26 protein-coding genes are annotated in these 26,832 nt (G+C 57.6%); 19 read left to right on the top strand and 7 right to left on the bottom strand.

The genetic code is table 11. The features are described from left to right. Positions 1-107 precede the first annotated feature (107 nt). Entirely contained in the window at positions 108-3,038 is a 2,931-nt protein-coding gene (ileS, locus tag IMCC12053_RS13310; RefSeq protein ID WP_062219833.1) for an isoleucine--tRNA ligase, read from the top strand. Between the two features lie 72 nt (positions 3,039-3,110). On the opposite strand, the gene IMCC12053_RS13305 is transcribed toward ileS, so the two are convergent. From IMCC12053_RS13305 to fsa, 6 genes are all read right to left on the bottom strand, one after another. Next, positions 3,111-3,392: a hypothetical protein gene (locus IMCC12053_RS13305; RefSeq protein WP_062219831.1), complete on the bottom strand. Its 282-nt coding sequence runs from the start codon at positions 3,390-3,392 to the stop codon at positions 3,111-3,113. A gap of 215 nt (positions 3,393-3,607) precedes the next feature. After that, positions 3,608-3,937 carry a hypothetical protein gene (locus IMCC12053_RS13300; RefSeq protein WP_062219829.1) on the bottom strand — a complete coding sequence of 110 codons (330 nt, stop codon included), beginning with the start codon at positions 3,935-3,937 and terminating at the stop codon, positions 3,608-3,610. 152 nt (positions 3,938-4,089) lie between these two features. Next, complete coding sequence (locus tag IMCC12053_RS13295) at positions 4,090-4,785, bottom strand: CDP-alcohol phosphatidyltransferase family protein (protein WP_062221346.1); 696 nt, start codon at positions 4,783-4,785, stop codon at positions 4,090-4,092. Between the two features lie 76 nt (positions 4,786-4,861). After that, a complete protein-coding gene (locus IMCC12053_RS13290) occupies positions 4,862-5,794 on the bottom strand; it encodes a tyrosine recombinase XerC (protein ID WP_062219827.1) in 933 nt (310 codons plus the stop codon). After that, entirely contained in the window at positions 5,791-6,516 is a 726-nt protein-coding gene (locus IMCC12053_RS13285) for a DUF484 family protein (RefSeq protein ID WP_062219824.1), read from the bottom strand. The genes IMCC12053_RS13290 and IMCC12053_RS13285 overlap by 4 nt, the downstream gene beginning before the upstream one ends. 195 nt (positions 6,517-6,711) lie before the next feature. Then, complete coding sequence (gene fsa / locus IMCC12053_RS13280; protein ID WP_062219822.1) at positions 6,712-7,365, bottom strand: fructose-6-phosphate aldolase; 654 nt, start codon at positions 7,363-7,365, stop codon at positions 6,712-6,714. Between the two features lie 107 nt (positions 7,366-7,472). Between fsa and IMCC12053_RS13275 the strand changes: the two genes are divergently transcribed. After that, positions 7,473-9,668, top strand: coding sequence for a primosomal protein N' (locus IMCC12053_RS13275; RefSeq protein WP_062219820.1), 2,196 nt, complete (start codon positions 7,473-7,475; stop codon positions 9,666-9,668). A gap of 149 nt (positions 9,669-9,817) precedes the next feature. On the opposite strand, the gene IMCC12053_RS13270 is transcribed toward IMCC12053_RS13275, so the two are convergent. Beyond that, complete coding sequence (locus tag IMCC12053_RS13270) at positions 9,818-10,879, bottom strand: YeeE/YedE family protein (protein WP_062219818.1); 1,062 nt, start codon at positions 10,877-10,879, stop codon at positions 9,818-9,820. 235 nt (positions 10,880-11,114) lie between these two features. On the opposite strand from IMCC12053_RS13270, the gene IMCC12053_RS13265 reads away from it, so the two are divergent. The 17 genes from IMCC12053_RS13265 to ftsH all read left to right on the top strand — a co-directional run bounded on the left by IMCC12053_RS13265 (position 11,115) and on the right by ftsH (position 26,774). Further along, positions 11,115-12,353: an MFS transporter gene (locus IMCC12053_RS13265; protein WP_062219816.1), complete on the top strand. Its 1,239-nt coding sequence runs from the start codon at positions 11,115-11,117 to the stop codon at positions 12,351-12,353. 117 nt (positions 12,354-12,470) lie between these two features. Then, complete coding sequence (msrA, locus tag IMCC12053_RS13260) at positions 12,471-13,130, top strand: peptide-methionine (S)-S-oxide reductase MsrA (protein ID WP_062221343.1); 660 nt, start codon at positions 12,471-12,473, stop codon at positions 13,128-13,130. A gap of 97 nt (positions 13,131-13,227) precedes the next feature. After that, positions 13,228-14,097: a 50S ribosomal protein L11 methyltransferase gene (locus IMCC12053_RS13255; protein WP_062219814.1), complete on the top strand. Its 870-nt coding sequence runs from the start codon at positions 13,228-13,230 to the stop codon at positions 14,095-14,097. Positions 14,098-14,204: 107 nt separating this feature from the next. Beyond that, entirely contained in the window at positions 14,205-14,558 is a 354-nt protein-coding gene (locus IMCC12053_RS13250) for a hypothetical protein (protein ID WP_062219812.1), read from the top strand. A 200-nt stretch (positions 14,559-14,758) separates the two neighbouring features. Continuing rightward, entirely contained in the window at positions 14,759-15,268 is a 510-nt protein-coding gene (gene ruvC / locus IMCC12053_RS13245) for a crossover junction endodeoxyribonuclease RuvC (RefSeq protein WP_062219810.1), read from the top strand. Then, entirely contained in the window at positions 15,265-15,948 is a 684-nt protein-coding gene (ruvA, locus tag IMCC12053_RS13240; protein ID WP_062219808.1) for a Holliday junction branch migration protein RuvA, read from the top strand. Before ruvC ends, ruvA begins: the two co-directional genes overlap by 4 nt. Before the next feature lie 6 nt (positions 15,949-15,954). Next, entirely contained in the window at positions 15,955-16,992 is a 1,038-nt protein-coding gene (gene ruvB / locus IMCC12053_RS13235; RefSeq protein ID WP_062219806.1) for a Holliday junction branch migration DNA helicase RuvB, read from the top strand. Between the two features lie 40 nt (positions 16,993-17,032). Beyond that, positions 17,033-17,677 (top strand): hypothetical protein, encoded by a 645-nt coding sequence (locus IMCC12053_RS13230; RefSeq protein WP_062219804.1) that lies wholly within the window; start codon positions 17,033-17,035, stop codon positions 17,675-17,677. A gap of 84 nt (positions 17,678-17,761) precedes the next feature. Beyond that, positions 17,762-18,151, top strand: a complete 390-nt coding sequence (gene ybgC, locus IMCC12053_RS13225) for a tol-pal system-associated acyl-CoA thioesterase (protein WP_062219802.1) — start codon at positions 17,762-17,764, stop codon at positions 18,149-18,151. Positions 18,152-18,292: 141 nt separating this feature from the next. After that, on the top strand, positions 18,293-18,988 hold the full coding sequence (gene tolQ / locus IMCC12053_RS13220; RefSeq protein WP_062219800.1) for a protein TolQ: 696 nt from the start codon (positions 18,293-18,295) through the stop codon (positions 18,986-18,988). Between the two features lie 3 nt (positions 18,989-18,991). Then, on the top strand, positions 18,992-19,468 hold the full coding sequence (gene tolR / locus IMCC12053_RS13215) for a protein TolR (protein ID WP_062219798.1): 477 nt from the start codon (positions 18,992-18,994) through the stop codon (positions 19,466-19,468). A gap of 12 nt (positions 19,469-19,480) precedes the next feature. Continuing rightward, positions 19,481-20,629 carry a hypothetical protein gene (locus IMCC12053_RS13210; RefSeq protein WP_062219796.1) on the top strand — a complete coding sequence of 383 codons (1,149 nt, stop codon included), beginning with the start codon at positions 19,481-19,483 and terminating at the stop codon, positions 20,627-20,629. Beyond that, positions 20,626-21,975 carry a Tol-Pal system beta propeller repeat protein TolB gene (tolB, locus tag IMCC12053_RS13205; RefSeq protein WP_062219794.1) on the top strand — a complete coding sequence of 450 codons (1,350 nt, stop codon included), beginning with the start codon at positions 20,626-20,628 and terminating at the stop codon, positions 21,973-21,975. The genes IMCC12053_RS13210 and tolB overlap by 4 nt, the downstream gene beginning before the upstream one ends. Before the next feature lie 89 nt (positions 21,976-22,064). Then, positions 22,065-22,607, top strand: coding sequence for a peptidoglycan-associated lipoprotein Pal (pal, locus tag IMCC12053_RS13200; protein ID WP_062219792.1), 543 nt, complete (start codon positions 22,065-22,067; stop codon positions 22,605-22,607). 36 nt (positions 22,608-22,643) lie between these two features. Then, on the top strand, positions 22,644-23,480 hold the full coding sequence (ybgF, locus tag IMCC12053_RS13195) for a tol-pal system protein YbgF (protein WP_062219790.1): 837 nt from the start codon (positions 22,644-22,646) through the stop codon (positions 23,478-23,480). Between the two features lie 24 nt (positions 23,481-23,504). Further along, entirely contained in the window at positions 23,505-24,776 is a 1,272-nt protein-coding gene (tilS, locus tag IMCC12053_RS13190) for a tRNA lysidine(34) synthetase TilS (RefSeq protein ID WP_062219788.1), read from the top strand. A 78-nt stretch (positions 24,777-24,854) separates the two neighbouring features. Beyond that, positions 24,855-26,774 carry an ATP-dependent zinc metalloprotease FtsH gene (ftsH, locus tag IMCC12053_RS13185; protein WP_062219786.1) on the top strand — a complete coding sequence of 640 codons (1,920 nt, stop codon included), beginning with the start codon at positions 24,855-24,857 and terminating at the stop codon, positions 26,772-26,774. Positions 26,775-26,832: the final 58 nt, after the last annotated feature.

Below are 26,832 nucleotides of genomic sequence, written 5' to 3'. Positions count from 1 at the left end.
CCCGGCGCTCTGATCCGCAGTGATCGTTGAGCCGCCGGGACAAGGCGCATGAGATATCCGCGCCGCGCGACCAGCCATACCCTTTCCCTTTCAAGGACCGATCAGACATGTGTTCCGACGTGACCACGCCTAGCGATAGCGGGCCAGACTACAAATCAACTCTTAATCTGCCAAAAACCGATTTCCCGATGCGCGCGGGATTGCCCAAACGCGAGCCTGAGTGGCTCAAGCGGTGGGAAGACATCGGCGTGTATGACCGCCTTCGCGAAAGCGGCAAAACTGAGGGGCGCACTCCGTTTGTGTTGCACGATGGCCCTCCCTATGCGAACGGCCATTTGCACATCGGTCACGCGCTCAACAAAACGATCAAGGACATCATCGTGCGGTCGCACCAGATGATGGGCTTTGACGCGCGGTATGTCCCCGGTTGGGATTGTCACGGTCTGCCGATCGAGTGGAAGATCGAGGAAAAATACCGCCAGAAAGGCAAAAACAAAGATGACGTTCCGGTCATTGATTTTCGCCAAGAGTGTCGTGCCTTTGCCGCCGAGTGGATTGACGTGCAACGCGCCGAATTCAAACGGTTGGGCATCACTGGCAACTGGGCTGATCCGTACCTGACGATGGATTTCCATGCGGAGGCGGTGATTGCCGACGAGTTCATGAAGTTCTTGATGAACGGCACGCTCTACCAAGGCTCGAAACCTGTGATGTGGTCGCCCGTTGAGAAAACGGCATTGGCCGAGGCCGAGATCGAATACCACGACCATAAATCGCACACGATCTGGGTGCCGTTTAAGGTGGTGTCGGGGGCTGAGGGTGATTTGGCCGAGGCTCGTGTTGTGATCTGGACCACGACCCCGTGGACCATCCCATCGAACAAGGCGGTCGCGTTCAATCCAAAGATTGCTTATGGCCTATACCGTGTCGATGCGACTGAAGAGGAAAGTTGGACCGCGCCGGGCGAATTGTACCTCTTTGCCGATGCTTTGGCCGAGGACGCATTAGGCAAATCGCGTGTGACCGAGTTCACAAAGGTGCGCGATGTCAGCGCGGATGAGCTTGGCGCGTTGACGCTTGCACACCCGTTTGCGGGCATTGAGGGCGCGGACGGTTTTTGGGATTACGATGTTCCGATGATCGACGGTGATCACGTGACGGATGAGGCGGGGACGGGGTTTGTCCATACCGCGCCCAGCCACGGCGCAGACGACTATGAGTGTTTCGTCAAACGCAACTGGATCGACCGCATGACGCATAACGTGGGCGAGGATAGTGAGTTCCTGCCGCATGTGCCGTTCTTTGCCGATCAGCGCGTGATTGATCACAAGGGCAAAGAGGGCAAGGCCAACACCGCCGTGATCGCCAAACTCGTCGAGGCGGGGGGCATCATTGCGCGGGGGCGCGTGACGCACTCTTATCCACATTCGTGGCGCTCCAAAGCGCCGGTGATTTTCCGCAATACGCCACAGTGGTTCGCATCGGTGGATCGCAAGATTGACGATGGTATGGGCGAGTACGGCGACACGATCCGTTCGCGTGCGCTGACCTCGATCGACAAGCTCGTCAAATGGCATCCGCAAACGGGTCGCAACCGCCTATATTCGATGATCGAGAGCCGTCCCGATTGGGTGTTGTCGCGTCAACGCGCGTGGGGTGTTCCGCTGACCTGTTTCACCAAAGTGGGCGCATTGCCGACCGATCCCGATTTTCTGTTGCGCAACGCCGATCTCAATGCCCGTATCACCGCCGCGTTCGAGGACCATGGCGCGGACGTTTGGTATGAGGACGGGTTCAAGGAAAAGATGCTCGACGGCATCGCCGATCCTGCCGCCTATGACCAAGTGTTCGACGTGCTCGACGTGTGGTTTGACAGCGGGTCAACCCACGCATTCGTGCTGCGCGATCGCGAAGATGGGACGCCTGATGGCATCGCGGATGTTTATCTTGAGGGGACCGATCAACACCGTGGGTGGTTCCACTCATCGCTGTTGCAGGCCTGTGGCACCAAGGGGCGCGCGCCCTATAAAAACGTTGTGACGCACGGGTTTACCCTTGATGAAAAGGGCATGAAGATGTCCAAATCTCTGGGCAACACCATCGTTCCTGAAAAGATCATCCAACAATACGGCGCGGATATTGCGCGCCTTTGGGTGGCGCAGGTCGATTACACCGCTGATCAGCGGATCGGGCCGGAGATCCTCAAAGGCGTTGCTGATAGCTACCGCCGTTTGCGCAACACCATGCGCTATATGCTCGGATCGCTCGCGGACTTTTCCGAGGCCGACCGTGTGGATGCGGCGGACATGCCCGAATTGGAGCAATGGGTGTTGCACCGTTTGGCCGAGCTCGATGAGCAGGTGCGCGAGGGCTACAAGACGTTCGATTTTTCGGGCGTCTGGACCGCTGTGTTCAACTTTGCCACCGTGGATCTGTCGGCGTTCTATTTCGATATCCGCAAGGATGCGCTTTATTGTGATGGTGATACAGCGCGGCGGCGTGCGGCGCGCACCGTGCTTGATATCTTGTATCACCGTATCACGCGGTGGTTGGCGCCGATCCTGACCTTTACGATGGAAGAGGTTTGGCTTGAGCGGTTCGACGGGACAGACGCCTCGATCCATTTGGAGGATTTTGTCGAAACACCTGCGGCGTGGAAAAATGCGGAACTGGCGGCGAAATGGTCCGCCATTCGCAAGACCCGCCGTGTGGTCACCGCAGCGCTTGAAATCCAGCGGCAGGATAAGGTGATTGGCGCGTCCTTAGAGGCGGCTCCCGTGGTCCACGTCGAGGATGCGGCTGTGCGCGATCTTTTGGCCACCGTCGATTTTGACGATCTGTGCATCACATCGGCGATCAACGTGACCGGCGATCCGGCACCGTCCGAGGCGTTCCGCCTGCCTGAAACTGCGGGTGTTGCCGTGGTGTTTGAAAAGGCTGAGGGCGAGAAATGTCAGCGGTGTTGGAAAATTCTTCCTGACGTCGGGCAGCACAGCCACGCGGATGTCTGTGGGCGTTGTGATGAGGCGCTTGATTAAGGTCGAGATGACCGATGAGTTTGGGAAAGGGCGCCACTGCGGCGCCCTTTTTCGTCTGTATGTTTATGCATTTTAGGCGCGTGTTTCTGACAATGACGCAAGCATCAGAGCAAATGCCTCGTGTGCCTCATGGGCCAATGTCAGAGTTTCAGCGGTTGCCATATCGCATTGCGACACAACCGTGAGAATGCGTTCCACATGGCTTTGCACCATATTAGTGAGGTTTGAGGCGGGTGTTGGAAGGTTGGCCACGGGTCGCAAATGCGGGGGTCTGTGACGGGTTTGCGCGCGGGGAGCGGGTGCAGTCGTCCCAATGGCGGGCGCGCCAACGGGGGAAGTTTCAAGAGTTTGCATTGTAGATTCCTTTCTGGAGCAGGTGCATCCTGCCCGCGTAAGAAACCTCATCTGCGTTAAGGCCAGTTTAGGAAATTCGATTGCATTTAATGTTAACGGACTGAAATTAGGTCGTATTTTCTGAAATTTAGGGATGCTTTGTGCGGTGTGCGGCGCACCGTGGCCGCGCCGATGATCTATCGCCGCGAGGTGTTGTCTACGGGGGCGTGTGCGACTTAAACCGCGTTCGACAAGATCAGAGCCTGCATTTCGTTGTACAGGGCATTGGCGTTGTTTGCGGCTAGGGTATTGGCGTCGTCTTCGGTGTCATCCGCGATCAATGCGTCGAACAAGGATTGTGCATCAGATCCTGTTTCGGCTGATTTGCTTGGTGGTGGACCATTGGGCGGCGGGCCGTTTGGGCGTGCCCCGTTTGGTGGCGCGCCTTCGGCCTTGGTCCCCGCAATTGCGCCGCTTGAGTGTGACGCGCTGCCCACGCTTGTCGGGGGTTGGGCCGGTGCGATGTAGGGATTTGCGACATAGGCCGGCCCCATCGAGATATTCATGATTCATCCGTTCAGCGAGCGGACCCGTCCACCCAAACGTTGCGGGAGATATCCCACGCGCTAAGTATCGCGCAAATAGTTTAACGCGTGGCTTACATCGCGCCGCGCTGTTCGGAAACTTGCATCAAATACGAGTTAAGTCGGGTGTTGTTTTAGGCTTTTCGCGCCAAAATCTGTTGGGCCATGCCCGCAAACAGCAAATAGACCGAGCTGAGACTCAGGGCGAGTGTGAGCGCGGTTGTGTGGTGCCCAGCCATCAAAATCGCCGCAGCAGCCGTCCAGATCAGTGTCATGGGAAGGGTGATCCAACGCCACTGCGCCGTGCGCACGGGATGGACGAACCGCAACGGCAGGAACATCGCGGGGGTCAAGATAGCGATTGTTGTCACCATCACCCACGTGGGTGGCTCCAATGCCAAAAAGACCAAGGCGACCATAGACCACGCGCCCGGAAAGCCCTCAAACGATCCATCGGACGTTTTCATACGCGTGTCCGCAAAATAGAGCGCGGAGGCGGGGGTGACGATAAGGGCCACGCACCATCCCGTCCATCCCGCCAAGAGGCCAGATTGGAACAGCGCAAATATGGGAATGAACACCCACGTTAAAAAGTCGATGACCAAATCCAAGATCACGCCATCGATTCGGGGGGCATGGGTTTTGACGTCAAAATGGCGCGCCAATGGTCCATCGATACCATCGACAATCATTGAGGCCAAAATCCATAAAAACATCGCGCGCCATTGCCCTTGGGCGGCTGAAAAGAGCGCAAGCATTGCGAGTGTCGCGCCTACTGCGGTCAAGATGTGAACGCTGTTGGCTTTGGCGGAGTGTTTGAACTGGGTCATGCAAACCGTGATGGGCGATGTTGCGGGGCGTTGCAAGCCTTACGATATGGCACACCTGCCAAATGTGATCCGCGCGTTAGAGCGATTTTGCGCGGGGGTGGGCGTTTTCATAGACCTCCAAGAGGCGCGCGGCATCAACGGCTGTGTAGGCTTGGGTGGTGGATAGAGAGGCATGGCCAAGCAACTCTTGGATCGCGCGTAGATCTCCACCTGCGTTCAACAAATGTGTGGCGAACGAGTGGCGCATGGCGTGCGGCGTGACGGTGGAGGGCAGGCCAAGTTGCATCCGCGCGGCCTCTGTCACTTTGGAGATTTGACGCGGATTGAGCGCCCCGCCACGTTTGCCACGAAACAGCGGTTGCGTTGGTTCCAGATCGTAGGGGCACAGCCGCACATAGGTGTCAACGGCGGCGCGAGCGGCGGGTAGCACCGGAACGACACGTTCCTTGCCGCCTTTGCCCACGATACGGATTACCTCGGCCAAGGGCACATCCGCGCCCGTTAGCGATAATGCCTCAGAGATACGCAGCCCGCACCCATACAGGACCGTAATCACAGCACTGTCGCGGGCGGCAACCCACGGCTCGTCGTGTTGCATCGCGACCGTGCCAATCATGTCTTTCGCGGCATCGGCGGACAACGGACGCGGCAATTTGCGTTGATACTTTGGCGAGCGGGTGGACAAGATTGCGGTGGCGTCAAAGCCTTCGCGCTCGGCCAGCCACCGCGTGAATCCCTTAACGGCAGAGAGTGACCGCGCCAGCGACCGAGGCTGTGAGCCGCGCCCACGCTCATGGGCCATCCATGCGCGCATGTCGGATATCGTCAGCGATTTGAATTTGGAGATGCCGAACCCCTCACCGTGGTGCGCCATCAAGAATGACAACCACCCCGCCACATCGGTGGAATACGCGGTGATTGTGTTGTCTGCCACGCCCTTAAGGGCGCGTTCATGATCGAGCCAATCGCCAAGAGCGGCGCGTAGCCCTCCTGTCGGTACGAGGCTCATTCTTGAAGCCAGCGGCGCATCAAACGTTCAAATGTGCCGGAAAAGAACGCGAGCAAATCGGTGCCTTGCGCCGCGCGAAACAGGTGCGGATCCTCCGAGCCAAACACCAAAAGTGCAGGCAAACGTCCCTCACCGAGGTCAAGCATCATACAGGCCTCGGAGCGGATGTCGGCGGCGTGGTCGCCATAAATCATATCGGTGTCCGGCGAGACCTGACGCAGGGTGACCGTGCGCATCGGGATGTTGCGGCCAAGGGTGACATAGGCCTTTGCGAATTCCGGTTCGGCGGTGACGATCACATCGCCAAGGCTGCGCAGGGCGGGCACGTCCTCGTCGACTTCGGTTTCCAGCAAGAGTTTCACGGCGTCGACGCGCAAGATGTCACAGACGTCAGTGCCAATACGGGTCAGGAAGTCTTTGAAATCGCGCGCCTCAAGCAGGCACAAAACCGCACGGTGAATTTGGTTGGTGCCCGCGAGGTTTTCATAGGCCGCAGCGATGACACCACGGTGGGTATCCTCAAGGCGATCAAGACGGTTCTCCAACCGGTCCATCGCAATGCCGCGCAAATCGACAACATTGCCGCTTGCGGTGTTTTCATTGGCGGAGACGAGGGCGCGCATCACGTCGAGATCGTCAAGGATCAGATCGGGATCGGAAATAATCTTTTCACGCAACGCATCGTCCAACGGCGCAATCGCTTTGGGGAACTGGTTTGTCATAGCTCGTCTCACTGCTTGCCGATTGTTCGGTCTATTTGGGGCAATATGCCCCGAGTGTGCCGCGCGGATCAATGGTTTAAAGGTTAACGGTGGTGCTGTGCGGCCTGTCTGTGGCGGGTTTGCACGCGCCAGATGCAAAAACGCCCCCGCGCGGTGAGGCATGGGGGCGTTTCAATAGATTGGGTCGAGGCAAGATTAGAGGATCTTGATACCGGCCTCTTTGATGTCGGCCACGAACTGCGCCAGACCTTTGTCGGTCAACACGTGGTTGGCCATGGATTTGATCACGCCGGGAGGGGCGGTGATGACGTCGGCGCCAATTTTCGCACAATCGGAGATGTGGTTGACGGTGCGGATCGAGGCGGCGAGGATTTCAGTGGTGTAGCCGTAGTTGTCGTAGATGGTGCGGATATCTTCGATCAGGTCGAGGCCATCAATGTTGATGTCGTCGAGGCGGCCCACGAACGGCGAGATGTAAGTCGCGCCGGATTTGGCCGCAAGCAATGCTTGGTTCGCGGAGAAACACAGGGTCACGTTGATTTTGTGGCCTTCGTTCGACAGTGTTTTACAGGCTTTGAGACCGTCGAGTGTGAGCGGCAATTTGATCACAACGTTGTCTGCGATGGTGGCCAGTTTGCGACCCTCGGCGACCATACCGTCATAATCGAGTGCGGTGACTTCGGCGGACACAGGACCATCAACCAGATCGCAAATCTCTTTGGTGACTTCAAGAATGTCACGGCCGGATTTCTTGATCAGGGACGGGTTGGTGGTCACGCCATCAACAAACCCAAGGTCGTTCAGTTCGCGGATCGCATCGACGTCAGCGGTATCAACAAAAAATTTCATGAGGGTAGCTCCTTTATGTCGCCAGATTTCCGCTAAGTCATAGTGCAAACGCACACGGGGAGAAAGGGGTTCTGGCACCCTGCGCGCAAAACGCCTATTTAACACCTATGAGCCAAACACATTTTTTCCCCGAAGGCACATTGGTGGCCGTGCTCACATGTGAGCCGATTGACCGGTCGCTTGATTACAAAGCGCCCGTGGGCGGCTGCGAAGTGGGCGCGTTTGTCGAAGTGCCACTTGGCCCGCGCAAGGTGTTGGGCTGTGTTTGGGGCGCGGGGCGCGGCGGATTTGATTTGTCCAAAGCACGGGCAGTTTCCAATGTGTTGGACGTGGCGCCGATGCGTGATGAGATGCGGTCGTTTTTGGAAAAGGTTGCGGATTATACGCTGACGCCATTGGCGGCGATGTTGCGGCTTGCCACTCGTGCGCCCGGATTGATGAACCCGCCGTCGATGCAAAAGGTGTATCGGCGCGGCGAGGGACAGCCCAAGCGTGAAACAGAGGCCCGCACGCGGGTGCTGGACGTTTTGGACGAGTATGGCGGGCTGGCCTTTACGCTCAAGGAGTTGGCGGATACGGCGGGGGTGACGCCCTCGGTGATCAAGGGGCTGGTACCGCAGGGCGTGATATTTGAGGAAGATACCCCGCGTGATTTGCCCTATGGGCGGCTTGATCCAGCGCAGGCGGGCAAAGAGTTGAGTGGGCCACAAGAGGGCGCGGCCAAGGCGCTGCGCATATCCGTGGCATCACAGAGTTATTCGACCACACTGCTCAAGGGCGTCACAGGGTCGGGCAAAACCGAGGTGTATCTGGAGGCGGTGGCGGAATGTCTGGCGCAGGGGCGTCAGGCGCTTGTCCTGTTGCCCGAGATCGCGTTGACGGCGGAATTCCTGACCCGCGTCGAGGAGCGGTTTGGCGCAAAGCCTGCCGAATGGCATTCGGGCGTGACCATGACCGAGCGGCGGCGAGTGTGGAAAATGGTGGGCGCGGGCGGCGCACAGATGGTGATCGGGGCACGGTCGGCGCTTTACTTGCCGTTTCAGAACCTCGGGTTGATCGTGGTCGATGAGGAACACGACCAGTCCTATAAACAAGAGGACGGTGTGCTGTATTCAGCGCGCGATATGGCGGTGCTGCGGGCCACGTTTTGTTCGGCTACTGTGGTGTTGGCTTCGGCTACACCGAGCCTTGAATCATGGGTCAATGTCGAGGCGGGCAAATACACGCGTCTTGATCTGGAAAGCCGTTTTGGCCCTGCGGTTATGCCCGATATGCATGCGCTTGACCTGCGCTCCGAAAAGATGCCTGCGACACGGTTTGTGTCCGATGCCTTGGCGCGAGCGGTGACCAAACGCATCGGGTTGGGGGAGCAAAGCTTGTTGTTTCTCAACCGCCGTGGCTATGCGCCCGTCACCATTTGTCGCGCGTGCGGCCATCAGATCGCTTGTGATCACTGTGATGCGCGGATGGTTGAACACCGTTTTCTCAAGCGTCTTGTGTGCCACCAATGTGGCGAGACAAAACCGATGCCGGAGGCCTGTCCGAGTTGTCAGGTCGAGGGGCGGTTGGCCCCCGTGGGGCCGGGGGTGGAACGTCTGGCCGAGGAGGTCACGGAGCGCTTTCCTGATGCCAAGGTGTCGGTGCTATCGTCGGATCTGTTCGGCTCGGCGCGTGCGCTCAAGGCGGCTATTCGCGAGATTGCCGAGGGCGACACGGATATTGTCATCGGCACGCAATTGGTGGCCAAGGGGCATAACTTTCCCAACCTTACTTTGGTGGGGGTGATCGACGCCGATCTGGGGTTGCAAGGCTCGGATTTACGCGCCGCCGAGCGCACGTTTCAGTTGATGCGCCAAGTTGCGGGACGGGCAGGGCGGTCGGAGAAAAAGGGCGTGGCCCTGTTGCAGACCTATCAGCCCGAACATCCCGTGATCCGTGCGATCATCGCAGGCGACGAGGAGGGGTTTTGGCGGGCCGAGGCGGCCGAGCGCAAAATGGCGGGGGTGCCGCCCTACGGGCGTATGGCGGGGATTATCCTGTCGGGGCCGGATTTGGCACAGGTGATGGACATCGGCAACGCGCTTGCGCGGCGCGCGGGGCCATTGCAACAGGTCGGTGCGCAATTGTTCGGCCCTGCGCCCGCACCGATTGCACGGGTGCGCGGGCGTCACCGTATCCGTCTGTTGGTGAAGGCCGAGAAAACCGCACCGATACAGCGCGCTTTGAGCGCGTGGGTGGGGCAGATCAAGTTGCCCGGTTCCGTGCGGCTTCAAATCGACATTGACCCGCAAAGCTTTTGGTGAGAGCGCCGTCTTGAAAACGCCACGGGGTGGCGTTTTAGGCGCGAGCGGGCGGAGCCCTAAAAGCCGATCCTTAATCGCCGTGGGGCGGCGATTAAGGCGAGATTGATCGGAGACCCAGAGCCGATCTGCAATCGCCGTGGGGCGGCATCTCAGGCGGTCTCGGGTAGGGGCATTTGGTCCAATATATAAGTCGTGGCCATGCCGCCGATCCACATGCAAAACAGTGCAAGCCACGCGGTGGCCGCGAACACCGAACCACCCGTGACGCCCGCGCCAATAGCGCAGCCGCCCGCAAGCATCGCGCCAAAGCCCATGAGAACCGCCCCGATCATCGAGCGGCGCATGACAGGCACGCTATCAAAGCTTTGCCATTTGAATTCGCCTGACCATAGGGAGGCCAAAAAGGCACCAATCACCACGCCAGGGATTAGGCCCACGTCAAATTCGAGCACGGCGTTGCGGTCCAAGAAGAACATGAGGGTATTGGCCGATGGGCCAGAAAACGTAGCCGATGAGACGGGCACAGGATCAAACGCCACTTGGGCCAAAGACCACGTCAGAACCCAGCCCACGGCCACGGCAAAGCCGACACCGGAGGCGAAAATCCAGATGCGCGGGCCGATCTGGTTTTTGATGGCCAGATAAAGTGCAAGTGCCGCAATTGCGAGGCCAAGCAGCAATCCGGTTTGCTCGGGCAGGTGTAGCGCTTTCAACAGGTGGACATTTTCGCCCCCCGGTGTGACCCAAAGTGCAGCAAGTTTATCGCGGTATGGGGACAAGATCCCGTGCAGGCTCATTTGCGCTGTGACCGCAAAAATGAGCCCTGCCACAACCGAACGCAGGTTGCCCGACGATGCCATGACCAACAAACGCCCCGAACATCCCCGCGCTAAAATCATGCCAACGCCAAACATCAGACCGCCGATAATGGCCCCCGACCAAGACCCCGGAACGGCCATAATGCGGGCATCTGCGGCGCGAAATAGCCCGAGCATTTGCGCGCCTTGGACCCATACGACCGCCGTTGAAAAGGTCAAAAACCATACGGCGACTTTTTTGCCCAACTGTCCGTGGGCAAATTCAATGGTCGCGGCGCGCAGGCAAAAATGAGAGCGCTGTGCCGATATGCCAAAAATAAGGCCGGTGATCATGCCAAACAACGCGGCACTCGGTGCCTCGCCGATGCGTTCAACCAGTCCAAGAATGTCCATGTGTGATCCTCCGCGCGCACAGTTCGTGCGCTTATGGCGGTAATGCGTGATGCGCGCTTTGATCTATATCACACGATTGCACATATGCGCATATGAAAAGGTCCGCACGACCGACGGTGCGTGCGCCTCATTGGCAGGTCGCCAATGCCGAGTATCCCACCCGCGCGGCTGTCGGGTGGGGTGTGCACACCTTGACGCTACCCAAGTCTGATATTTGCGCCTAAAGGTTTGACCTATGAAACATGCACTCTTTCCCATTTCGCGTGCGCGCGAGTTGCCGTTGTGGCGCCGCCCTGAAAGCCTTCTTTTCTTGATGGCGTTTGCGATGCCTATCGCGTTCAACACATGGTCGGCTTTGCTCAATAACTTTGTGATTGAGGCGGCGGGGTTTACGGGCGTCGAAATTGGTTGGCTTCATACCGTGCGTGAGATCCCCGGTTTTCTGGCCGTGGGTGTCATCGCGCTTTTGATGTTCATGCGCGAGCAGGTGTTGGGGCTTGTGGCCTTGCTGCTCTTGGGTGTGGCTACGGCCGTTACCGCATTCTTTCCGTCCCTTGGCGGCATTTTGGTTGTCACGATGTTGTCGTCGATCGGGTTCCACTATTTCGAGACGGTCAATCAGTCGCTTCAGTTGCAATGGTTGTCCAAAGAGCGTGCCCCGATTGTGATCGGTCGCCTGATGGCGGCGGGCAGTGCGGCGTCCTTGATCGCTTATGGCGCTCTGGTGTTGACGTGGAAGAGTTTCGATTTGTCCTATGCGTTTGTGTATATGGTGAGTGGTGGGTTCACGGCGCTCGTCGCCCTCTTTGCGATGTATGCCTATCCGCAGTTCGAAGAGCCAAGCCCGCAAAAGCGCTCGATTGTTCTGAAGCGCCGTTATGGTCTTTACTATGCGCTACAATTCATGGCCGGTGCGCGGCGTCAGATTTTCGTGGTCTTTGCCGCCTTTATGATGGTCGAAAAATTCGGCTTTGAGGTGCATCAGGTCACGGGGCTGTTTTTGATCAACTTTATGGTCAACATGATCGTCGCCCCGTTGATGGGTAAACTGGTGGCGGTGCGCGGCGAACGTTTTGTCCTTGTTATTGAATACATCGGGTTAATTATCGTGTTCTTGTTGTATGGTGGTATCTACTGGCTCGGGTGGGGCGTGGTTCTGGCCGCGACGCTCTATGTGATTGACCATATGCTGTTCGGTTTGGCGTTCGCGCTTAAAACCTATTTTCAAAAGATTGCAGACCCCGAAGACATTGCGCCGACCGCAGCGGTTGCGTTCACGATCAACCATATTGCGGCCGTGTTCTTACCGGCCTCGCTCGGGTATCTTTGGATCGTCTCTCCGGGCGGTGTCTTTATCTTGGCCGCGTCAATGGCGTTTGTCTCGCTGTTGTTGGCGCTCTTGATTCCGCGCCATCCGGTAAAGGGCTATGAGTGGCGGGTGTTTAAAACGGTCGCAGTCACGCCCGCCGAGTGACGCGCAGGTAACACAGCTGTGCGCGATTACGCCTTGGCGCGCTGACGATCCGCGCTAAACTCATTCATGACCGCGCATGCAATCGCGCGCATTACAATGCACAATGAGGAGACCGCCATGATGGGTGTGTTTACAAAGAAACTAACATTGCCAACGCCCGACGAGGCATTGGTTGGACGCCCAGACCCGATTGCCACCGCAGCTGACCATTACGTGTTCCATTGCCCGCTCACCGCGCCCGCCGCCGACACGCACGAAGAGGCCGTGTTTGCGATGGGGTGTTTTTGGGGTGTTGAACGCCTGTTTTGGGAATTGCCAGGTGTTGTAAATACTGCGGCGGGTTATGCGGGGGGATATACCCCCAACCCGACTTATAAAGAGGTGTGTTCTGGCCAAACCGGCCACACGGAAGTTGTGCGGGTTGTCTATGATCCGGCTGTGATCAGCTACGTAGATTTGTTGCGCGTATTTTGGGAAAACCATGATCCGACCCAAGGGATGCGCCAAGGCAACGACACAGGCACGCAATACCGGTCCGCAATCTATTACGACAGCGGGCGCAAGCAATTGGAGGCGGAGCAATCGAACCAACAGTTCAATGCCGAGCTTCAAGAAAAGGGCTTTGGCTCCACGACCACCGAATTGTTGCCCGCAGGTGCGTTCTATTTTGCCGAAGAAGAGCACCAGCAGTATCTTGCGAAAAACCCGAACGGCTATTGCGGTCTAAAGGGCACGGGTGTGAGTTGTCCGATCAATTTTGGCGTTGGTGTCGCATAGCGGCGTTGCATGTCTTATGACGAAACACCGGACCCGCGCTTGAGTAAGGCGCGGGTTCTCTTTATGGCCAAGGCAACAACAATTCGGGAGCGCTGTTATGCCGACCTTTACCGCAGTTACACAGATTACTGGAAAATCCCTCGCAGAGGCGCTTGGTGAGCAGCTCGAAACGCTGATCCCCGAGCCGACAGGCGTGGGTGTGTTTGAGGTTGGCGATGACTCTGATCTTTGGGAGGTCGGCGCGTATTTTTCTGAGCGCCCCGATCAGATCGAATTGGCGCTATTGGCCAAAGCCAGTGGCATAGCCGATTTTGTGATTTCCGAGCTGCCAGAAACCGATTGGGTCGCAAAGGTCCGCCGTGATTTGGCCCCTGTCGAGGCTGGACGCTTCTTTGTTTACGGGGCGCATGATGCCGATAAATTGCCTGCCGATAAAATTGGGCTTTTGATCGAGGCGGCGATGGCGTTTGGGACGGGTCACCACGGGACAACGCTTGGATGTCTGCGCGCTTTTGACCGTCTGTTATCTGAGGGTCAGACGTTTGAGCGTGTCGCCGATATCGGATGTGGCACGGCGGTTCTTGGCATGGCGGCGGCGAAAGTGTCCGAGCATCTTGTGTATGCCTCCGATATTGATGAGGTTGCGGTGGATGTGGCGCAAACCAACGTCGACGCCAATGCGCTAAACGGTCAGGTGATCTGTCTTGAGGCGGCGGGATTTTCCCATGAGGTTCTCGCGGAAAACGCCCCCTATGATTTGATCTTTGCCAACATCTTGAAAGGACCGCTGATCGGCTTGGCGCCTGAAATGGCAGCACAGATCAAAACGGGTGGCGTGGCGATTCTGTCGGGGATGTTGCACGCGCAAGCCGACGATGTAATTGCGGTTTATACACGCAATGGGTTCAATCTAACCCAGCGAGACGAGATTGTTGACTGGACGTCACTAACGCTTGTGAGAGCTTAAGCAATATAGGCCAAAACAGGACCGTTTTGATCTACTTGCCCCATTTTTGACACAATTTGCCGCAATATTGTCATGGTCGGTGGGGGCCGATATCTACGAGGTCTGCCATGGCTTATGCTGGGGCTAAATCATTTGAGCAACGTCTGACGCGGATCGAGGTCCAGCGCCGTAAATTGGAACACGGCGCGGTCTATTCGGTCAACCAAGACGGTCTAATCATCGCGCGGCCACGTCGCCACGCGTCACGCAATCCTTTGCGTCTCGTCTTTTTTTCGTTGTTGGGTGTTTTGTTATTTAAGGCGCTGGTTTTCGCGTCACTTGGTGCCGTGTCTTACAATGCGCGTGTCGCGACATTGAAAGAGGGTACGATTGTTGAACGTGTGGGGGCGTGGGCCATGACGGCCGACCCTGCGACGATATGGGTGGCGCGCCGCTCTAAATTGCTTCTCTCCAGTCTGTAATAGGGCTTCATACATCAGATCGTGCGGCGTGTTTCCCTCATAGCCCCGTCTGATGCCACGTTAAGGGCCGCACCTCATTTGGGGTGCGGTCTTTCTCCTTTTTGGCGTCCGTGCGCGAGTGTTATCATAAAAGCCCTTGGTCAATGTTCTTGTTTCGTGCTAACTGTTGATCAACGATAAAAATAGAGCAGGGCAGAGATATGCGTGTGTTGGGCATCGACCCCGGATTGCGCAATATGGGTTGGGGCATCATTGATGTCGCGGGCCCGCGCATGACCCATGTGGCCAATGGCGTATGCCATTCTTTGGCCTCCGACGATCTGGCCACGCGCCTTTTGTCGTTGTTTGATCAGATGACGCATGTTGTGCGGACCTATGCGCCTGATTGCGCGGCTGTTGAGCAAACCTTTGTAAACAAAGATGCGGTTGCCACATTGAAATTGGGCCAAGCGCGCGCTGTTGCGCTTTTGGTGCCCGCACAAGCAGGGCTGCCGATTGGTGAATACGCCCCCAATGCGGTGAAAAAGACCGTTGTCGGAGTTGGGCATGCGGCCAAACAGCAGGTTGAGCATATGATCAAGTTACAGTTGCCAGGTGCGAAGCTGGCCGGGCCTGACGCGGTTGACGCCCTCGCGATTGCCATTACACATTCCTACCATGCGCAGTCGTCGTCACGGCTTGCGGATGCTATCAAGAAAGCGGCCTCATGATCGGTAAACTCACAGGTATCATTGACTATATTGGCGCAGATCATGCGATGATCGACGTGCGCGGGGTCGGCTATATTGTCTACGTGTCCGAGCGCACGCGCATGGCGTTGCCACCGCGTGGCGAGGCGATTTCGCTCTATACCGATTTGCTCGTGCGTGAGGATCTGATGCAGCTGTTCGGCTTTGCATCACTATTGGAAAAAGAGTGGTACAGGCTGTTGATTTCCGTGCAAGGCATCGGGGCCAAAGCGGCGATGGCCATTCTTGGCACGCTTGGCGCACAGGCCACCGGTCGCGCAATTGCCTTGGGTGATTGGTCCGCGATCAAGGCCGCTCCGGGCGTCGGGCCAAAAACGGCACAGCGCGTCATTATGGAACTCAAAGACAAAGCCCCTGCTGCAATGGAGTTGGGCGGATCACTGGCCGAGGCGGTTTTGGACACGAGTGAGCGCGACGAGGTGATTGAGAACGACAGGCCGCCCGCCCGCAAAGCGGCGCCAAAAGCCGCACCCACTGCACATGCGAATGCCGAGGCCGAGGCGTTGTCCGCGCTGCAAAATCTGGGGTATTCACCGACCGATGCGTTGGGGGCGGTGGCGCAATCGGCGCAGGACGCGCCAGACGCGGACACCTCAACGTTGATCCGTGCCGCCCTAAAATTGCTCGCGCCGAAAGGGTAATCGCGCATGTCCGACGATCATCAACCCGACCCGACACTGCGCCCTGAAGCGCGCGCCGAGGATGCCGACCGCGCGCTGAGGCCACAGGTTTTGGGCGAATTTATCGGCCAAGAGGAAGCGCGCGCCAACCTTCGTATTTTCATCGAGAGCGCGAAACAGCGCGAGGAGGCAATGGACCACGTATTGTTCCACGGTCCTCCGGGGCTTGGTAAAACCACCCTTGCACAGATCATGGCGCGTGAACTTGGAGTGAATTTCAAGATGACCTCTGGGCCAGTTTTGGCGCGGGCGGGTGATTTGGCGGCGATCCTGACCAATCTTGAGGCCCGCGATGTGTTGTTTATCGACGAAATACACCGCATGAATCCGGTTGTCGAAGAGGTGCTTTACCCCGCGATGGAGGATTTCGAGCTGGACCTCGTGATCGGAGAGGGGCCAGCCGCGCGCACCGTGCGGATCGAATTACAGCCCTTTACGTTGGTGGGTGCGACCACGCGTTTGGGTTTGTTGACCACGCCGCTGCGTGACCGCTTTGGCATCCCCACACGGTTGCAGTTTTACACGATTGCGGAGCTGCACGAAATCGTCACGCGCGGTGCGCGGCTTTTGGGTATTCCGACAGATCCCGAGGGCGCATACGAGATTGCCAAACGCGCGCGCGGAACGCCGCGGATCGCCGGACGTCTGTTGCGCCGCGTGGTGGATTTTGCAGTTGTCGAAGGCGGTGGAAAAATCTCAAAGGCGCTTGCAGATAATGCGCTAACGCGGCTTGGTGTTGATCTACTGGGCCTAGATGGCGCGGACCGTCGGTATCTGTCGATGATTGCCGAAAACTTTAACGGTGGTCCCGTGGGTGTTGAAACAATGGCGGCGGCTTTGTCGGAAAGTCGCGATGCGATTGAGGACGTGATCGAGCCGTATTTGTTGCAACAAGGTCTTATTCAACGCACGCCGCGTGGGCGTATGATCACACAAAAAACATGGGCGCATTTGGGGTTGAATGCGCCGCAGCCCCCCGACCAGTCGGACATGTTCGGCAAGTGAGGAATTGCGCAGGTGACACGGAGACGTTAAACGCGGCGCCATGACCCAAGATCAGCCACACACAAGCCCCGAAATCGTCGAGACATTTTTCACCCGTGCCTCTGGAGACTATGCGTTTTCGCGTTGGGGTCGCCCGATTGCCCCCGTGTGTTTCGGTGTCGAGGATGCGACATTGCAGATTGTCAAAGGCGCGATTGAAGCCTGTGTAGCAATCGCTGGCCATGAGATTGCCGAGACTGATCCTGAGCTTGGATCGAACCTGATGGTGTTCTTTTTCTCCGAGTGGGACGAGTTGCGCGATGTGCCGCGCTTGGGCGATATGATCCCTGATCTCGATGCAAAAGTAACGACATTAAAGGCGCGTGATGCGCATCAGTACCGCGCCTTTCGGTTCGACGATGATGGCGCGATCAAGGCGTGTTTTACCTTTGTGCGCATGAGTGAGGCGATGCAAGAGGTGCCCGCCGATGTGATTGCCCTGAGCCAAGCCGTCCAAGCGATGCTGCTGTGGTCGGACACCGCGTTTAGCCAAGATAGCCCGCTTGCCGTGGCCTCTGAGGGCACAGTTGTGCGGCCTGATGTGGCGAACCTGTTGCGTGCGGCGTATGATCCGATCTTGCCCGTGGCGGCGCGTGACGCCTCGCACGCGCTACGGCTCTATGCGCGTTTGATCGCCGCGCAATAGGGTGGATTGAGGTGTGATATCCGCCTCTTGCCCGTCTGACATCTGCATCATAGGGTTGGGCTGACCCCAAACGAGGCCGCGCATATGACCCATACATTTTCCGTCCATGTGTACTATGAGGATACCGACCTTGCGGGCATCGTCTATTACGCCAACTATCTAAAATTCATAGAGCGCGCGCGCACCGAGTGGGTGCGGGATATGGGCGTGGATCAGGTGGCGCTCAAACAAGACGAAGGCGTTGTATTCGCCGTGCGCCGTGTCGAGGCTGATTATCTCAGTCCCGCTAAATTCGACGATGAATTGACCGTTGAGACCCGTGTTGATGCCATGACGGGCGCACGTATTGTCCTTACCCAAGACGTTAAACGTGCCGAAGAGATCTTGTTTTCGGCCGTTGTGACGATTGTGGCGATCACTCAAACCGGTCATCCCGCGCGACTTCCGGCAATTATCCGCCGAAATCTACACTAAATCGGCGTCTGTCAGGGCCGTTTCGGCCCTTTTGTCGCGCGCTTCACAGGTAAGTGTTGGCGTGAGGGCTGCCGGTATAGTAAACAATAGGCTAACTATAGAGCCGTCAAAAGGCGGCCACAGGCGGAAAAAGAGCAGTACATGGAACACACCACCCTTGCGATGGCATCGGAGATCGATTTCTCTTTGCTTGCGTTGTTTATGCGCGCAACTTTCATTGTGAAAGTTGTGATGTTGATGCTGATTGTGGCCTCGTTTTGGTCGTGGTCGATTATCATCCAAAAACACCTGACATACCGGACGGCGCGCGGCGCATCCGATAGCTTTGATCGCGCGTTCTGGTCGGGTGAGCCATTGGACGAGCTTTACGACCAATTGCGCGGCAATCCGACGACAGCCTCTGAGCGGGTGTTCTTTGCGGGGATGACCGAATGGCGTCGTTCGCACCGCGATGACGGGCGTTTGATTGCGGGTGCTGGTGCGCGGATCGACCGCTCAATGGATGTCGCGATTTCCAAAGAGGCGGAAGCGATGAACAGCGGTCTTTCGTTGTTGGCCACTGTCGGTTCAACGGGGCCATTTATTGGCCTGTTCGGAACTGTTTGGGGGATCAAAACCGCGTTTGAAGATATCGCAATGGCGCAGTCGACCAACCTCGCGGTTGTAGCGCCGGGGATCGCCGAGGCGCTTCTTGCGACTGCACTGGGCCTTTTGGCAGCTATTCCGGCGGTGGTGTTTTACAACAAATTGTCCGCTGATAGTGACCGCATCTTGGGCGGCTATGAGGCGTTTGCAGATGAGTTTTCAACCATCTTGTCGCGCGAATTGGACGCCTGAGCCATGAGTGCGGGTGTGATGCAAAAATCAGGTGGACGCGGCGGGCGTAGATCGCGCCGCCGCGGTCAATCTGCTGCAATGAGTGAGATCAACGTCACGCCGTTCGTGGATGTGATGCTGGTTTTGTTGATCATCTTTATGGTCGCGGCCCCAATGATGACTGTCGGCGTGCCGGTCGAGTTGCCTGAAACGGCCGCCACCGCGTTGTCGCAAGAGGAAGAGGAGCCGTTGTCAATCACCCTGACGGCGGACGGTCGTGTCCTTTTGATGACCAACGAAGAACCTGTTGAGGAGCTCGTGACCAAGTTGCGCGCGATTGCCGCCGAGCGCACGAATGACAAAGTGTTTTTGCGCGCGGACGGGTCCATTCCCTATGCGGATGTCGTCCAAGTTATGGGCGCGCTCAATGCCGGCGGGTTTCGCAATATCGGTCTTGTGACCGAAACAGGCGGACCTACGCTTGACGGTTCGGGAAACTAGAGGCGTTTTTCGGTGAACACGGGCCAGTACATATCTGCGGCGGGCCATTTCGGTCTGATCGCCTATGCGCTTTTGGGGGGTCTGTTTTTGACTCCAGAGGCCAGCCAACCCGTGGCCACACAAGAGGTCGCGTTGATCTCTGAGGCTGAATTCGCGGCGATGACCGGTAATTCGGCCCCCGAAGTTGTCCAAGACGCCCCAGAGCAGGCATCCCCACAAGCCGAAATCGCCCCACAGGCAGCGCCAAGCGCGGACGCCGTTCCACAAGCGCGCCCCCAGTTAGAGCCACAAACGCCTGTGCAAGATACTGCGCCGCAACCGCCACAGCCCCTGACACCGCAAGCGCAAGTGAGCGAGCAATCGCCGCCACAAGCCGATCCGCAGGTGTCGTTTGAGGATCCCGGTGCGGGCTTGCCTGATGTTCCGAACCAAGAGCCAACACCGCGCCCTGTGCCACGGATTGCGCCCGAAGCCGTAACAACGCCAGAACCGCAACCGGACATTGCAGATGCGCCAACACCGCAAGTATCGCCCGATGCGGACAGCGCGCAGGTGGTTGAAGAGGACACCCCCGAGGCCGCTCCCGAAGAGGCCGCAACCGAAATTGTGACAGAGGCCGAGACGCCATCAGGCATGTCCACCTCGCCGCGCCCTAAATCGCGCCCTGCCAATCTGGCAGCACGCGCGGCAGACGCACGCGAAACTGACAGGCCTGCGCCCGTACAACAGACCGCGCCCAATGACGCGGCCGCAGATGCCGCGGCGGATGCGGCGTCTGCATTGATTGCGGCTGCGGCGGCGTCAGACACGGCACAAGCGCCCACACGCCCTGTTGGTCCGCCCTTGACGGGTGGCGAGCGTGAGGGGCTTCGTGTGGCGGTGTCACAATGTTGGAATGTCGGCGCGCTATCGTCGGATGCGATGCGCACAACCATTACCGTTGGCGTTTCGATGAACCAAGATGGCACGCCCAATAGCGGCTCGTTAAGGTTGATCGGCTTTTCAGGCGGATCACAATCGGCAGCTGATGCGGCCTATGAGGTGGCGCGGCGCGCAATTTTGCGCTGTGGCGCGCGCGGATTTGATTTGCCAGTGGAAAAGTATGACCAATGGCGCGATATTGAAATGACGTTCGATCCCGAACAGATGAGGTTTAAATGATACGCTTGATTTCTGGTGCCGCAACTTTGACCTGTTCGTTCGCGACTGCGATCGTGCTAAGCTTCTCGGTTGCCGCCGTGGCGCAAGACACCGGTCCCTTGAAAATCGACATCACCCAAGGTGTGATTGAACCTGTCCCGTTGGCGATCCCTGATTTTATTGCGGAAACAGCCGATGCGGCCGAGTTCGCCCGCCAGATTAGCGATGTGATTGCCGCCGATCTTGTCGGAACGGGGTTGTTTCGTGAAATCCCACCCTCGGCCCATATCAGTCAGGTGTCGTCGTTTAGCGCGCCCGTCCAATATGCCGATTGGAAAGCAATTAATGCACAAGGCTTGGTCACCGGTGCCGTGTCGACCGATGCGGACGGAAATCTAAGCGTCAAGTTCCGCGTCTTTGACGTGTTTGCCGATGTGCCGTTGGGAGACGGATTGCAACTTGGCGGCACGACTCGCTCATGGCGCCGTATTGCCCATAAAGTGGCCGATGTCGTCTATTCCCGCATCACGGGCGAGGGGCCGTATTTTGACAGCCGTGTTGTTTTTGTGAGCCAAACAGGACCGAAAAATGACCGCAAAAAACGTCTGGCCGTGATGGACTATGATGGCGAGAACATGCAGTTTTTGACGGATGACAGTTCGTTGGTTTTGGCGCCGCGCTTTTCACCCACAGGCGACCGTGTGCTGTATACGTCGTATGAAAGCGGCTTTCCTCAGATCACCATGTTGGATGTCGGCACCGTTACGCGCCGTACATTGCCTGTGCAGGCCGAGAGCATGTCGTTTGCGCCGCGCTTTTCCCCCGATGGGGGATCGGTGGTGTATTCGGTGGCAACAGGGGCCAACACCGATCTGTACCGGATGACGATTGCAAGCGGTCAGGCAGAGCGATTGACCTCGACCCCCGCGATTGAAACCGCGCCCAGTTTTTCACCCGATGGATCGCAGATTGTGTTCGAGAGTGATCGCTCTGGCACACAACAGCTTTATATCATGTCTGCCAGTGGCGGCGAAGCAAAACGGATTTCGTTTGGGCAAGGGCGCTACGGCACGCCCGTTTGGTCGCCACGTGGGGATCTCATTGCCTTTACCAAGCAAGCGAACGGACGGTTCCATATCGGTGTGATGCGCACGGACGGCTCTGAGGAGCGTCTGCTCACCGCATCGTTTTTGGATGAGGGGCCAAGCTGGTCTCCGAACGGTCGCGTGATCATGTTCACCCGCGAAAGCCAAGGGGCCGGGGGCGAGACGGCGCTCTATACGGTCGACATATCGGGACGTAACCTGAAGCGTCTGCCAACCAATGCGGGGGCCTCTGATCCCGCTTGGTCGCCTCTATTGAGATAGGACTATAACGGCCCTCTCCCCAAGACGAGGTGAGGGTGCTATGGTTCACATAAGTAACGCGACATACACATGCGCAAAGGATGACGGATATGACAACATTTTTCAAAGCACCTGCTACACGAGCAGTCCTTTTAATTGCCGCCTTGGGCCTTTCGGCCTGTACCAATCCGGGTCGTTTTGGCGCCGGTGGTGCGGGTGCGGACGGGTTTGGCGCGAATGGTGCGAATGGGGGCATTGTTGAGGGATCTTTGAATGACCCAACCTCCGTTGCCTATTTCAACCAGACAATTGGAGATCGCGTCTTGTTCCTTGTGGATCAATCCACATTGACCGACACGGGACGTGAAACGCTACGCGGTCAGGCCCAGTGGTTGTTGGACAATCCCGATTACACGACGATTATTGAGGGCCACGCCGATGAGCAAGGCACGCGCGAGTACAACCTTGCCCTCGGTTCACGCCGTGCTGCGGCTGTTCAGGCGTTCTTGATCTCGCAAGGGATTAACCCTGCGCGCCTCAAGACCGTGACCTACGGCAAAGAGCGTCCGTTGGCGGTGTGTTCGGATGAAAGCTGTTACGCGCAAAACCGGCGCGCTGTGACGGTTTTGGCTGCGGGCGCAGGTATTAGCTAATCTAAGTTACGACACAAACAAAGTGAGGCGCACGCGATGAAACGGGTGATCTTTGGGGCGGTATCTGCCCTTTGCATACTGACGGCACAGGGCGGTTTCGCCCAAGACACGCAAACTCTGGCCGATATCCGGCAAGAGGCGGCGGTGTTGTCGGTGGAGATTACCAAGCTGACACGCGAGTTGAGCACAACGGGTGCGCCAAACACCGCCTTTGCGGGCGAAAGCACGCTTGAGCGTGTGGACTTGATGGAGGCGGCTTTGTCGCGCCTGACGGCAAAAGTCGAAGAGTTGGAATACCGCATTGGCCAAGTGGTCAAGGACGGAACGAACCAGCTCGATGATCTCAATTTTCGTCTATGCGAGTTAGAGGCGGGGTGCGATATCGGCGCTCTTCCGCCCCTTGAACCACTCGGGGGCGTGGCCGAGACGGCACCCGCCGTGGCCTCAGGGCCGGGTGCGGACGCCCCTATGGATGGGGTGGGTTCAATGGCCATGACGGAGCAGTCTGATTTCGATCATGCAATGGGCCTGTATGAGGAGGCACAGTTTGAGGATGCGGCCGCAGCGTTTGAGATGTTCGCAATGACGTATACGGGCGGTTCTCTCACGGGTGAAAGCCAGTTTATGCGCGGCGAAGCCCTCACACAATTGGGCCAGACATCAGAGGCGGCGCGCGCCTATCTCGACAGTTTTTCGACAGCACCCGAGGGGGACCGCGCCCCGTCAGCGCTCTTGCGTTTGGGCATGTCATTGGCGGCTTTGGGGCAAACGGATCGTGGTTGTGTGATGCTCACCGAGGTTGGAAACCGCTTCCCCGGTGCGCCTGAGGACGCGGAGGCACAGGCCGCGCGTCAAACCATCGGTTGTCCGTAGCCGCGCAGAATAGAGATACACACAATGACAGACGACACAGGGCCGCGCGCGGCAGGGTTAGCCATGTTGCGCCACCAACTTGCCTCTGCGTTTGCCTATGACAAGCCCGCAAAGCTTGGTGTGGCCGTGTCCGGTGGGGGCGACAGTATTGCGCTTTTGCGTCTTTTGGCGGACTGGGCGCAGGGCGAGGGGGTTGCTCTAGAGGTTGTCACCGTGAATCACGCATTGCGCCCTGAGGCCGCGAGCGAAGCGCGCTTTGTGGCGCAGACCTGTGACACCCTCGATCTCAAACACGATACGTTGACATGGACGGATTGGGATGGGCACGGCAATGTCCAAGATGCGGCACGCCGTGCGCGCTATAGTTTGATGGCGCAGTGGGCCAAAGACCGAGGGATCGATACGATCGCCCTTGGCCATACCGCTGATGATCAGGCCGAGACGTTTTTTATGCGACTTGCGCGGGCGTCGGGCATCGATGGCCTTACAGGCATGCAGCGCCGCCGCACTTCTGAGGGCATCACATGGGTGCGCCCGTTATTGATGCAAGAGCGCTCTGAGCTGCGCGACTATTTGCGCCGCCTTAAACAGGTGTGGATTGATGATCCGACCAATGAGGATGAGACCTATGACCGTGTGAAGGCCCGCAAAGCTATGGAGCAGTTGAAGCCTCTTGGCCTTGATATGCATGTTGTGGGGCGTGTGATGGATCATCTTGGACAGGTGCGATCAGCCTTGGATTTTGCCACGCATGACCACGCGCTTGATTGTATTTCGGTCGAGGGTGGGGATTTGATCCTCAATCGACGTGGCTTTATGGACGCGGCGCCAGAGATAAATCGTCGTTTGGTGGCGCATGCCCTGCGGTGGATTGCCTCGGCTGACTACGGACCGCGTGGTGTAAAGCTACAAGAATTCTTAGCGGCGATTTCTCGCGGACGCGATGCCACGCTGCACGGTGTACGCCTGTTGGGGGGGAGTGACACCTTGCGCATGACCCGTGAACATAGCGCGGTCGTAGGGGCCACCTGTGGCGTAGGTCAGGTATGGGATGGGCGTTGGCGCGTTCAAGGGTCTGAAAATGCAAAAGAAATTGTGCGCGCTCTTGGTGATGACGGATTGGCGCAACTGGGTGAGCGCCAACAAAACTGGCCGCCACGCGAAAGTCTCAAATCGTCACCCGCGATATTTCGCGGCCCTATTCTCGTGTCTGCACCGGCCGCAAGCTTTGGTGTGGCGCGCGCAGAATTGATATTTCCGAGCGGTCACTTCTATACTTCGCTTTTATCGCATTGAACTTATGCGTTCGATCCCTATTTTAAGGGAAAGCCCCGCGCTCGTCTGCGCGGGTAAGGTATTTTGAGGAGACCACCCTTGGGTAACGCACGTAATCTCGCCTTCTGGCTTGTGCTTTTGATGCTCGTTGTGGCTTTGTTTAATGTCATTGGGGGCAATCAGGCGTCCATGGCATCAAACGAGATCGCATATTCCGACCTAATGCAGCGCGTTGACGATGGGGAGGTATCCTCTGTCGAGATCGACGGTGAACGGCTTATCTTCACCGGTTCTGACAATCGTCGCAGCTACGCCATCAACCCCGGTGATCGTGATATCGCGCGCGAGTTGGTATCCAAAGGCGTCTCCGTCAAAGGCACGCCACAAGAAGAGAGCGGGTTCGTCACAGTTCTCATGACCTTCTTGCCATTCGTTTTGATCATCGGTGTGTGGATTTATTTCATGAACCGGATGCAGGGCGGCGGCAAAGGTGGCGCGATGGGCTTTGGCAAATCCAAGGCCAAGTTGCTCACAGAGAAACATGGTCGTGTGACCTTTGATGATGTCGCAGGCATCGACGAGGCCAAAGAAGAGCTTGAAGAGATTGTCGAGTTCCTTCGCAATCCACAAAAGTTCTCGGCGCTTGGTGGTAAAATCCCCAAAGGCGCATTGCTTGTTGGTCCTCCCGGTACAGGTAAAACCCTGCTTGCACGCGCGATTGCGGGCGAGGCAGGTGTGCCGTTCTTTACCATTTCTGGTTCCGACTTTGTCGAAATGTTCGTGGGTGTCGGCGCAAGCCGTGTGCGCGACATGTTCGAACAGGGTAAAAAGAACGCGCCATGCATCATCTTTATCGACGAGATCGACGCGGTCGGTCGCTCACGTGGCGCAGGCTACGGTGGCGGTAACGACGAGCGCGAACAAACGCTCAACCAGTTGCTTGTCGAGATGGACGGCTTTGACGCCAATGAGGGTATCATCATCGTTGCGGCGACCAACCGCCCTGATGTGCTCGACCCCGCGCTGTTGCGCCCTGGCCGTTTTGACCGTCAGGTTCAGGTGCCAAACCCCGACATTAAAGGTCGCGAGAAAATCTTGGGCGTGCATGCGCGCAAAGTGCCGCTTGGCCCTAACGTCGATCTGCGCATCATTGCGCGCGGAACACCGGGGTTCTCGGGCGCCGATCTTGCCAACCTTGTCAACGAGGCCGCTCTGACTGCGGCGCGTATCGGTCGTCGTTTCGTGACAATGGAAGACTTTGAGAACGCCAAGGACAAAGTGATGATGGGCGCGGAGCGCCGCTCCATGGTCATGACCGAGGACGAGAAAAAGCTGACCGCCTACCACGAAGCGGGTCACGCCGTTGTGGGCCTCAACGTGCCGCAGCACGATCCGATCCACAAGGCGACGATCATTCCACGCGGCCGTGCATTGGGTCTGGTTCTCTCGTTGCCGGAGCGGGATCAATTGTCTGTCAGCTGGACCAAATACACCTCGAAAATCGCCATGGCGATGGGCGGGCGTGTCGCCGAAGAACTGATTTTCGGCAAGGAAAACATCACATCTGGGGCCTCATCCGACATCCAACAAGCGACCCGTATCGCACGCGCTATGGTCACGCAGTTCGGTTTTGCCGACGAGCTTGGATATGTGGATTATGCCAACGAGCAAGACAGCCATTTGGGGAGCTATGGCGGCGGCACGAGCCACTCGCAAGACACCCAAAAGCTGATCGATGAAAAGGTCAAAGAGATCATCGATACCGGCTATGAGACGGCGCGCCGCATCCTGACCGAGCAAGGTCAAGACCTTGAAAATCTCGCGCAGGGGCTTTTGGAATATGAGACGTTGACCGGCGCAGAAATCCAAAAAGTGATCGCAGGCGAGGCGCTCAATCGTGGGGATGATGATGACAACTCATCGTCTTCGGATACAGGAACGCCGTCCGTGACGGCCGTGCCTAAAACCCGTGCCAAGCCGAAAGCGGATGGTGACATGGAGCCGGAACCTTCTGCGTAAGTTGGCTTTGCAACACGGATACATGACACGTTAGAACCGCGCCCATTGGGGCGCGGTT

This window comes from Celeribacter marinus (assembly GCF_001308265.1).
GTDB classification, from domain to species: domain Bacteria; phylum Pseudomonadota; class Alphaproteobacteria; order Rhodobacterales; family Rhodobacteraceae; genus Celeribacter; species Celeribacter marinus.
This window is presented reverse-complemented; position numbering and strand designations above follow the sequence as displayed.

Bases quoted from the DNA above. Each gene is read 5' to 3' on its own strand.
- ileS (WP_062219833.1), top strand. From the start codon at position 108: ATGTGTTCCGACGTGACCACGCCTAGCGATAGCGGGCCAGACTACAAA.
- IMCC12053_RS13305 (WP_062219831.1), bottom strand. From the start codon at position 3,392: ATGCAAACTCTTGAAACTTCCCCCGTTGGCGCGCCCGCCATTGGGACG.
- IMCC12053_RS13300 (WP_062219829.1), bottom strand. From the start codon at position 3,937: ATGAATATCTCGATGGGGCCGGCCTATGTCGCAAATCCCTACATCGCA.
- IMCC12053_RS13295 (WP_062221346.1), bottom strand. From the start codon at position 4,785: ATGACCCAGTTCAAACACTCCGCCAAAGCCAACAGCGTTCACATCTTG.
- IMCC12053_RS13290 (WP_062219827.1), bottom strand. From the start codon at position 5,794: ATGAGCCTCGTACCGACAGGAGGGCTACGCGCCGCTCTTGGCGATTGG.
- IMCC12053_RS13285 (WP_062219824.1), bottom strand. From the start codon at position 6,516: ATGACAAACCAGTTCCCCAAAGCGATTGCGCCGTTGGACGATGCGTTG.
- fsa (WP_062219822.1), bottom strand. From the start codon at position 7,365: ATGAAATTTTTTGTTGATACCGCTGACGTCGATGCGATCCGCGAACTG.
- IMCC12053_RS13275 (WP_062219820.1), top strand. From the start codon at position 7,473: ATGAGCCAAACACATTTTTTCCCCGAAGGCACATTGGTGGCCGTGCTC.
- IMCC12053_RS13270 (WP_062219818.1), bottom strand. From the start codon at position 10,879: ATGGACATTCTTGGACTGGTTGAACGCATCGGCGAGGCACCGAGTGCC.
- IMCC12053_RS13265 (WP_062219816.1), top strand. From the start codon at position 11,115: ATGAAACATGCACTCTTTCCCATTTCGCGTGCGCGCGAGTTGCCGTTG.
- msrA (WP_062221343.1), top strand. From the start codon at position 12,471: ATGATGGGTGTGTTTACAAAGAAACTAACATTGCCAACGCCCGACGAG.
- IMCC12053_RS13255 (WP_062219814.1), top strand. From the start codon at position 13,228: ATGCCGACCTTTACCGCAGTTACACAGATTACTGGAAAATCCCTCGCA.
- IMCC12053_RS13250 (WP_062219812.1), top strand. From the start codon at position 14,205: ATGGCTTATGCTGGGGCTAAATCATTTGAGCAACGTCTGACGCGGATC.
- ruvC (WP_062219810.1), top strand. From the start codon at position 14,759: ATGCGTGTGTTGGGCATCGACCCCGGATTGCGCAATATGGGTTGGGGC.
- ruvA (WP_062219808.1), top strand. From the start codon at position 15,265: ATGATCGGTAAACTCACAGGTATCATTGACTATATTGGCGCAGATCAT.
- ruvB (WP_062219806.1), top strand. From the start codon at position 15,955: ATGTCCGACGATCATCAACCCGACCCGACACTGCGCCCTGAAGCGCGC.
- IMCC12053_RS13230 (WP_062219804.1), top strand. From the start codon at position 17,033: ATGACCCAAGATCAGCCACACACAAGCCCCGAAATCGTCGAGACATTT.
- ybgC (WP_062219802.1), top strand. From the start codon at position 17,762: ATGACCCATACATTTTCCGTCCATGTGTACTATGAGGATACCGACCTT.
- tolQ (WP_062219800.1), top strand. From the start codon at position 18,293: ATGGAACACACCACCCTTGCGATGGCATCGGAGATCGATTTCTCTTTG.
- tolR (WP_062219798.1), top strand. From the start codon at position 18,992: ATGAGTGCGGGTGTGATGCAAAAATCAGGTGGACGCGGCGGGCGTAGA.
- tolB (WP_062219794.1), top strand. From the start codon at position 20,626: ATGATACGCTTGATTTCTGGTGCCGCAACTTTGACCTGTTCGTTCGCG.
- pal (WP_062219792.1), top strand. From the start codon at position 22,065: ATGACAACATTTTTCAAAGCACCTGCTACACGAGCAGTCCTTTTAATT.
- ybgF (WP_062219790.1), top strand. From the start codon at position 22,644: ATGAAACGGGTGATCTTTGGGGCGGTATCTGCCCTTTGCATACTGACG.
- tilS (WP_062219788.1), top strand. From the start codon at position 23,505: ATGACAGACGACACAGGGCCGCGCGCGGCAGGGTTAGCCATGTTGCGC.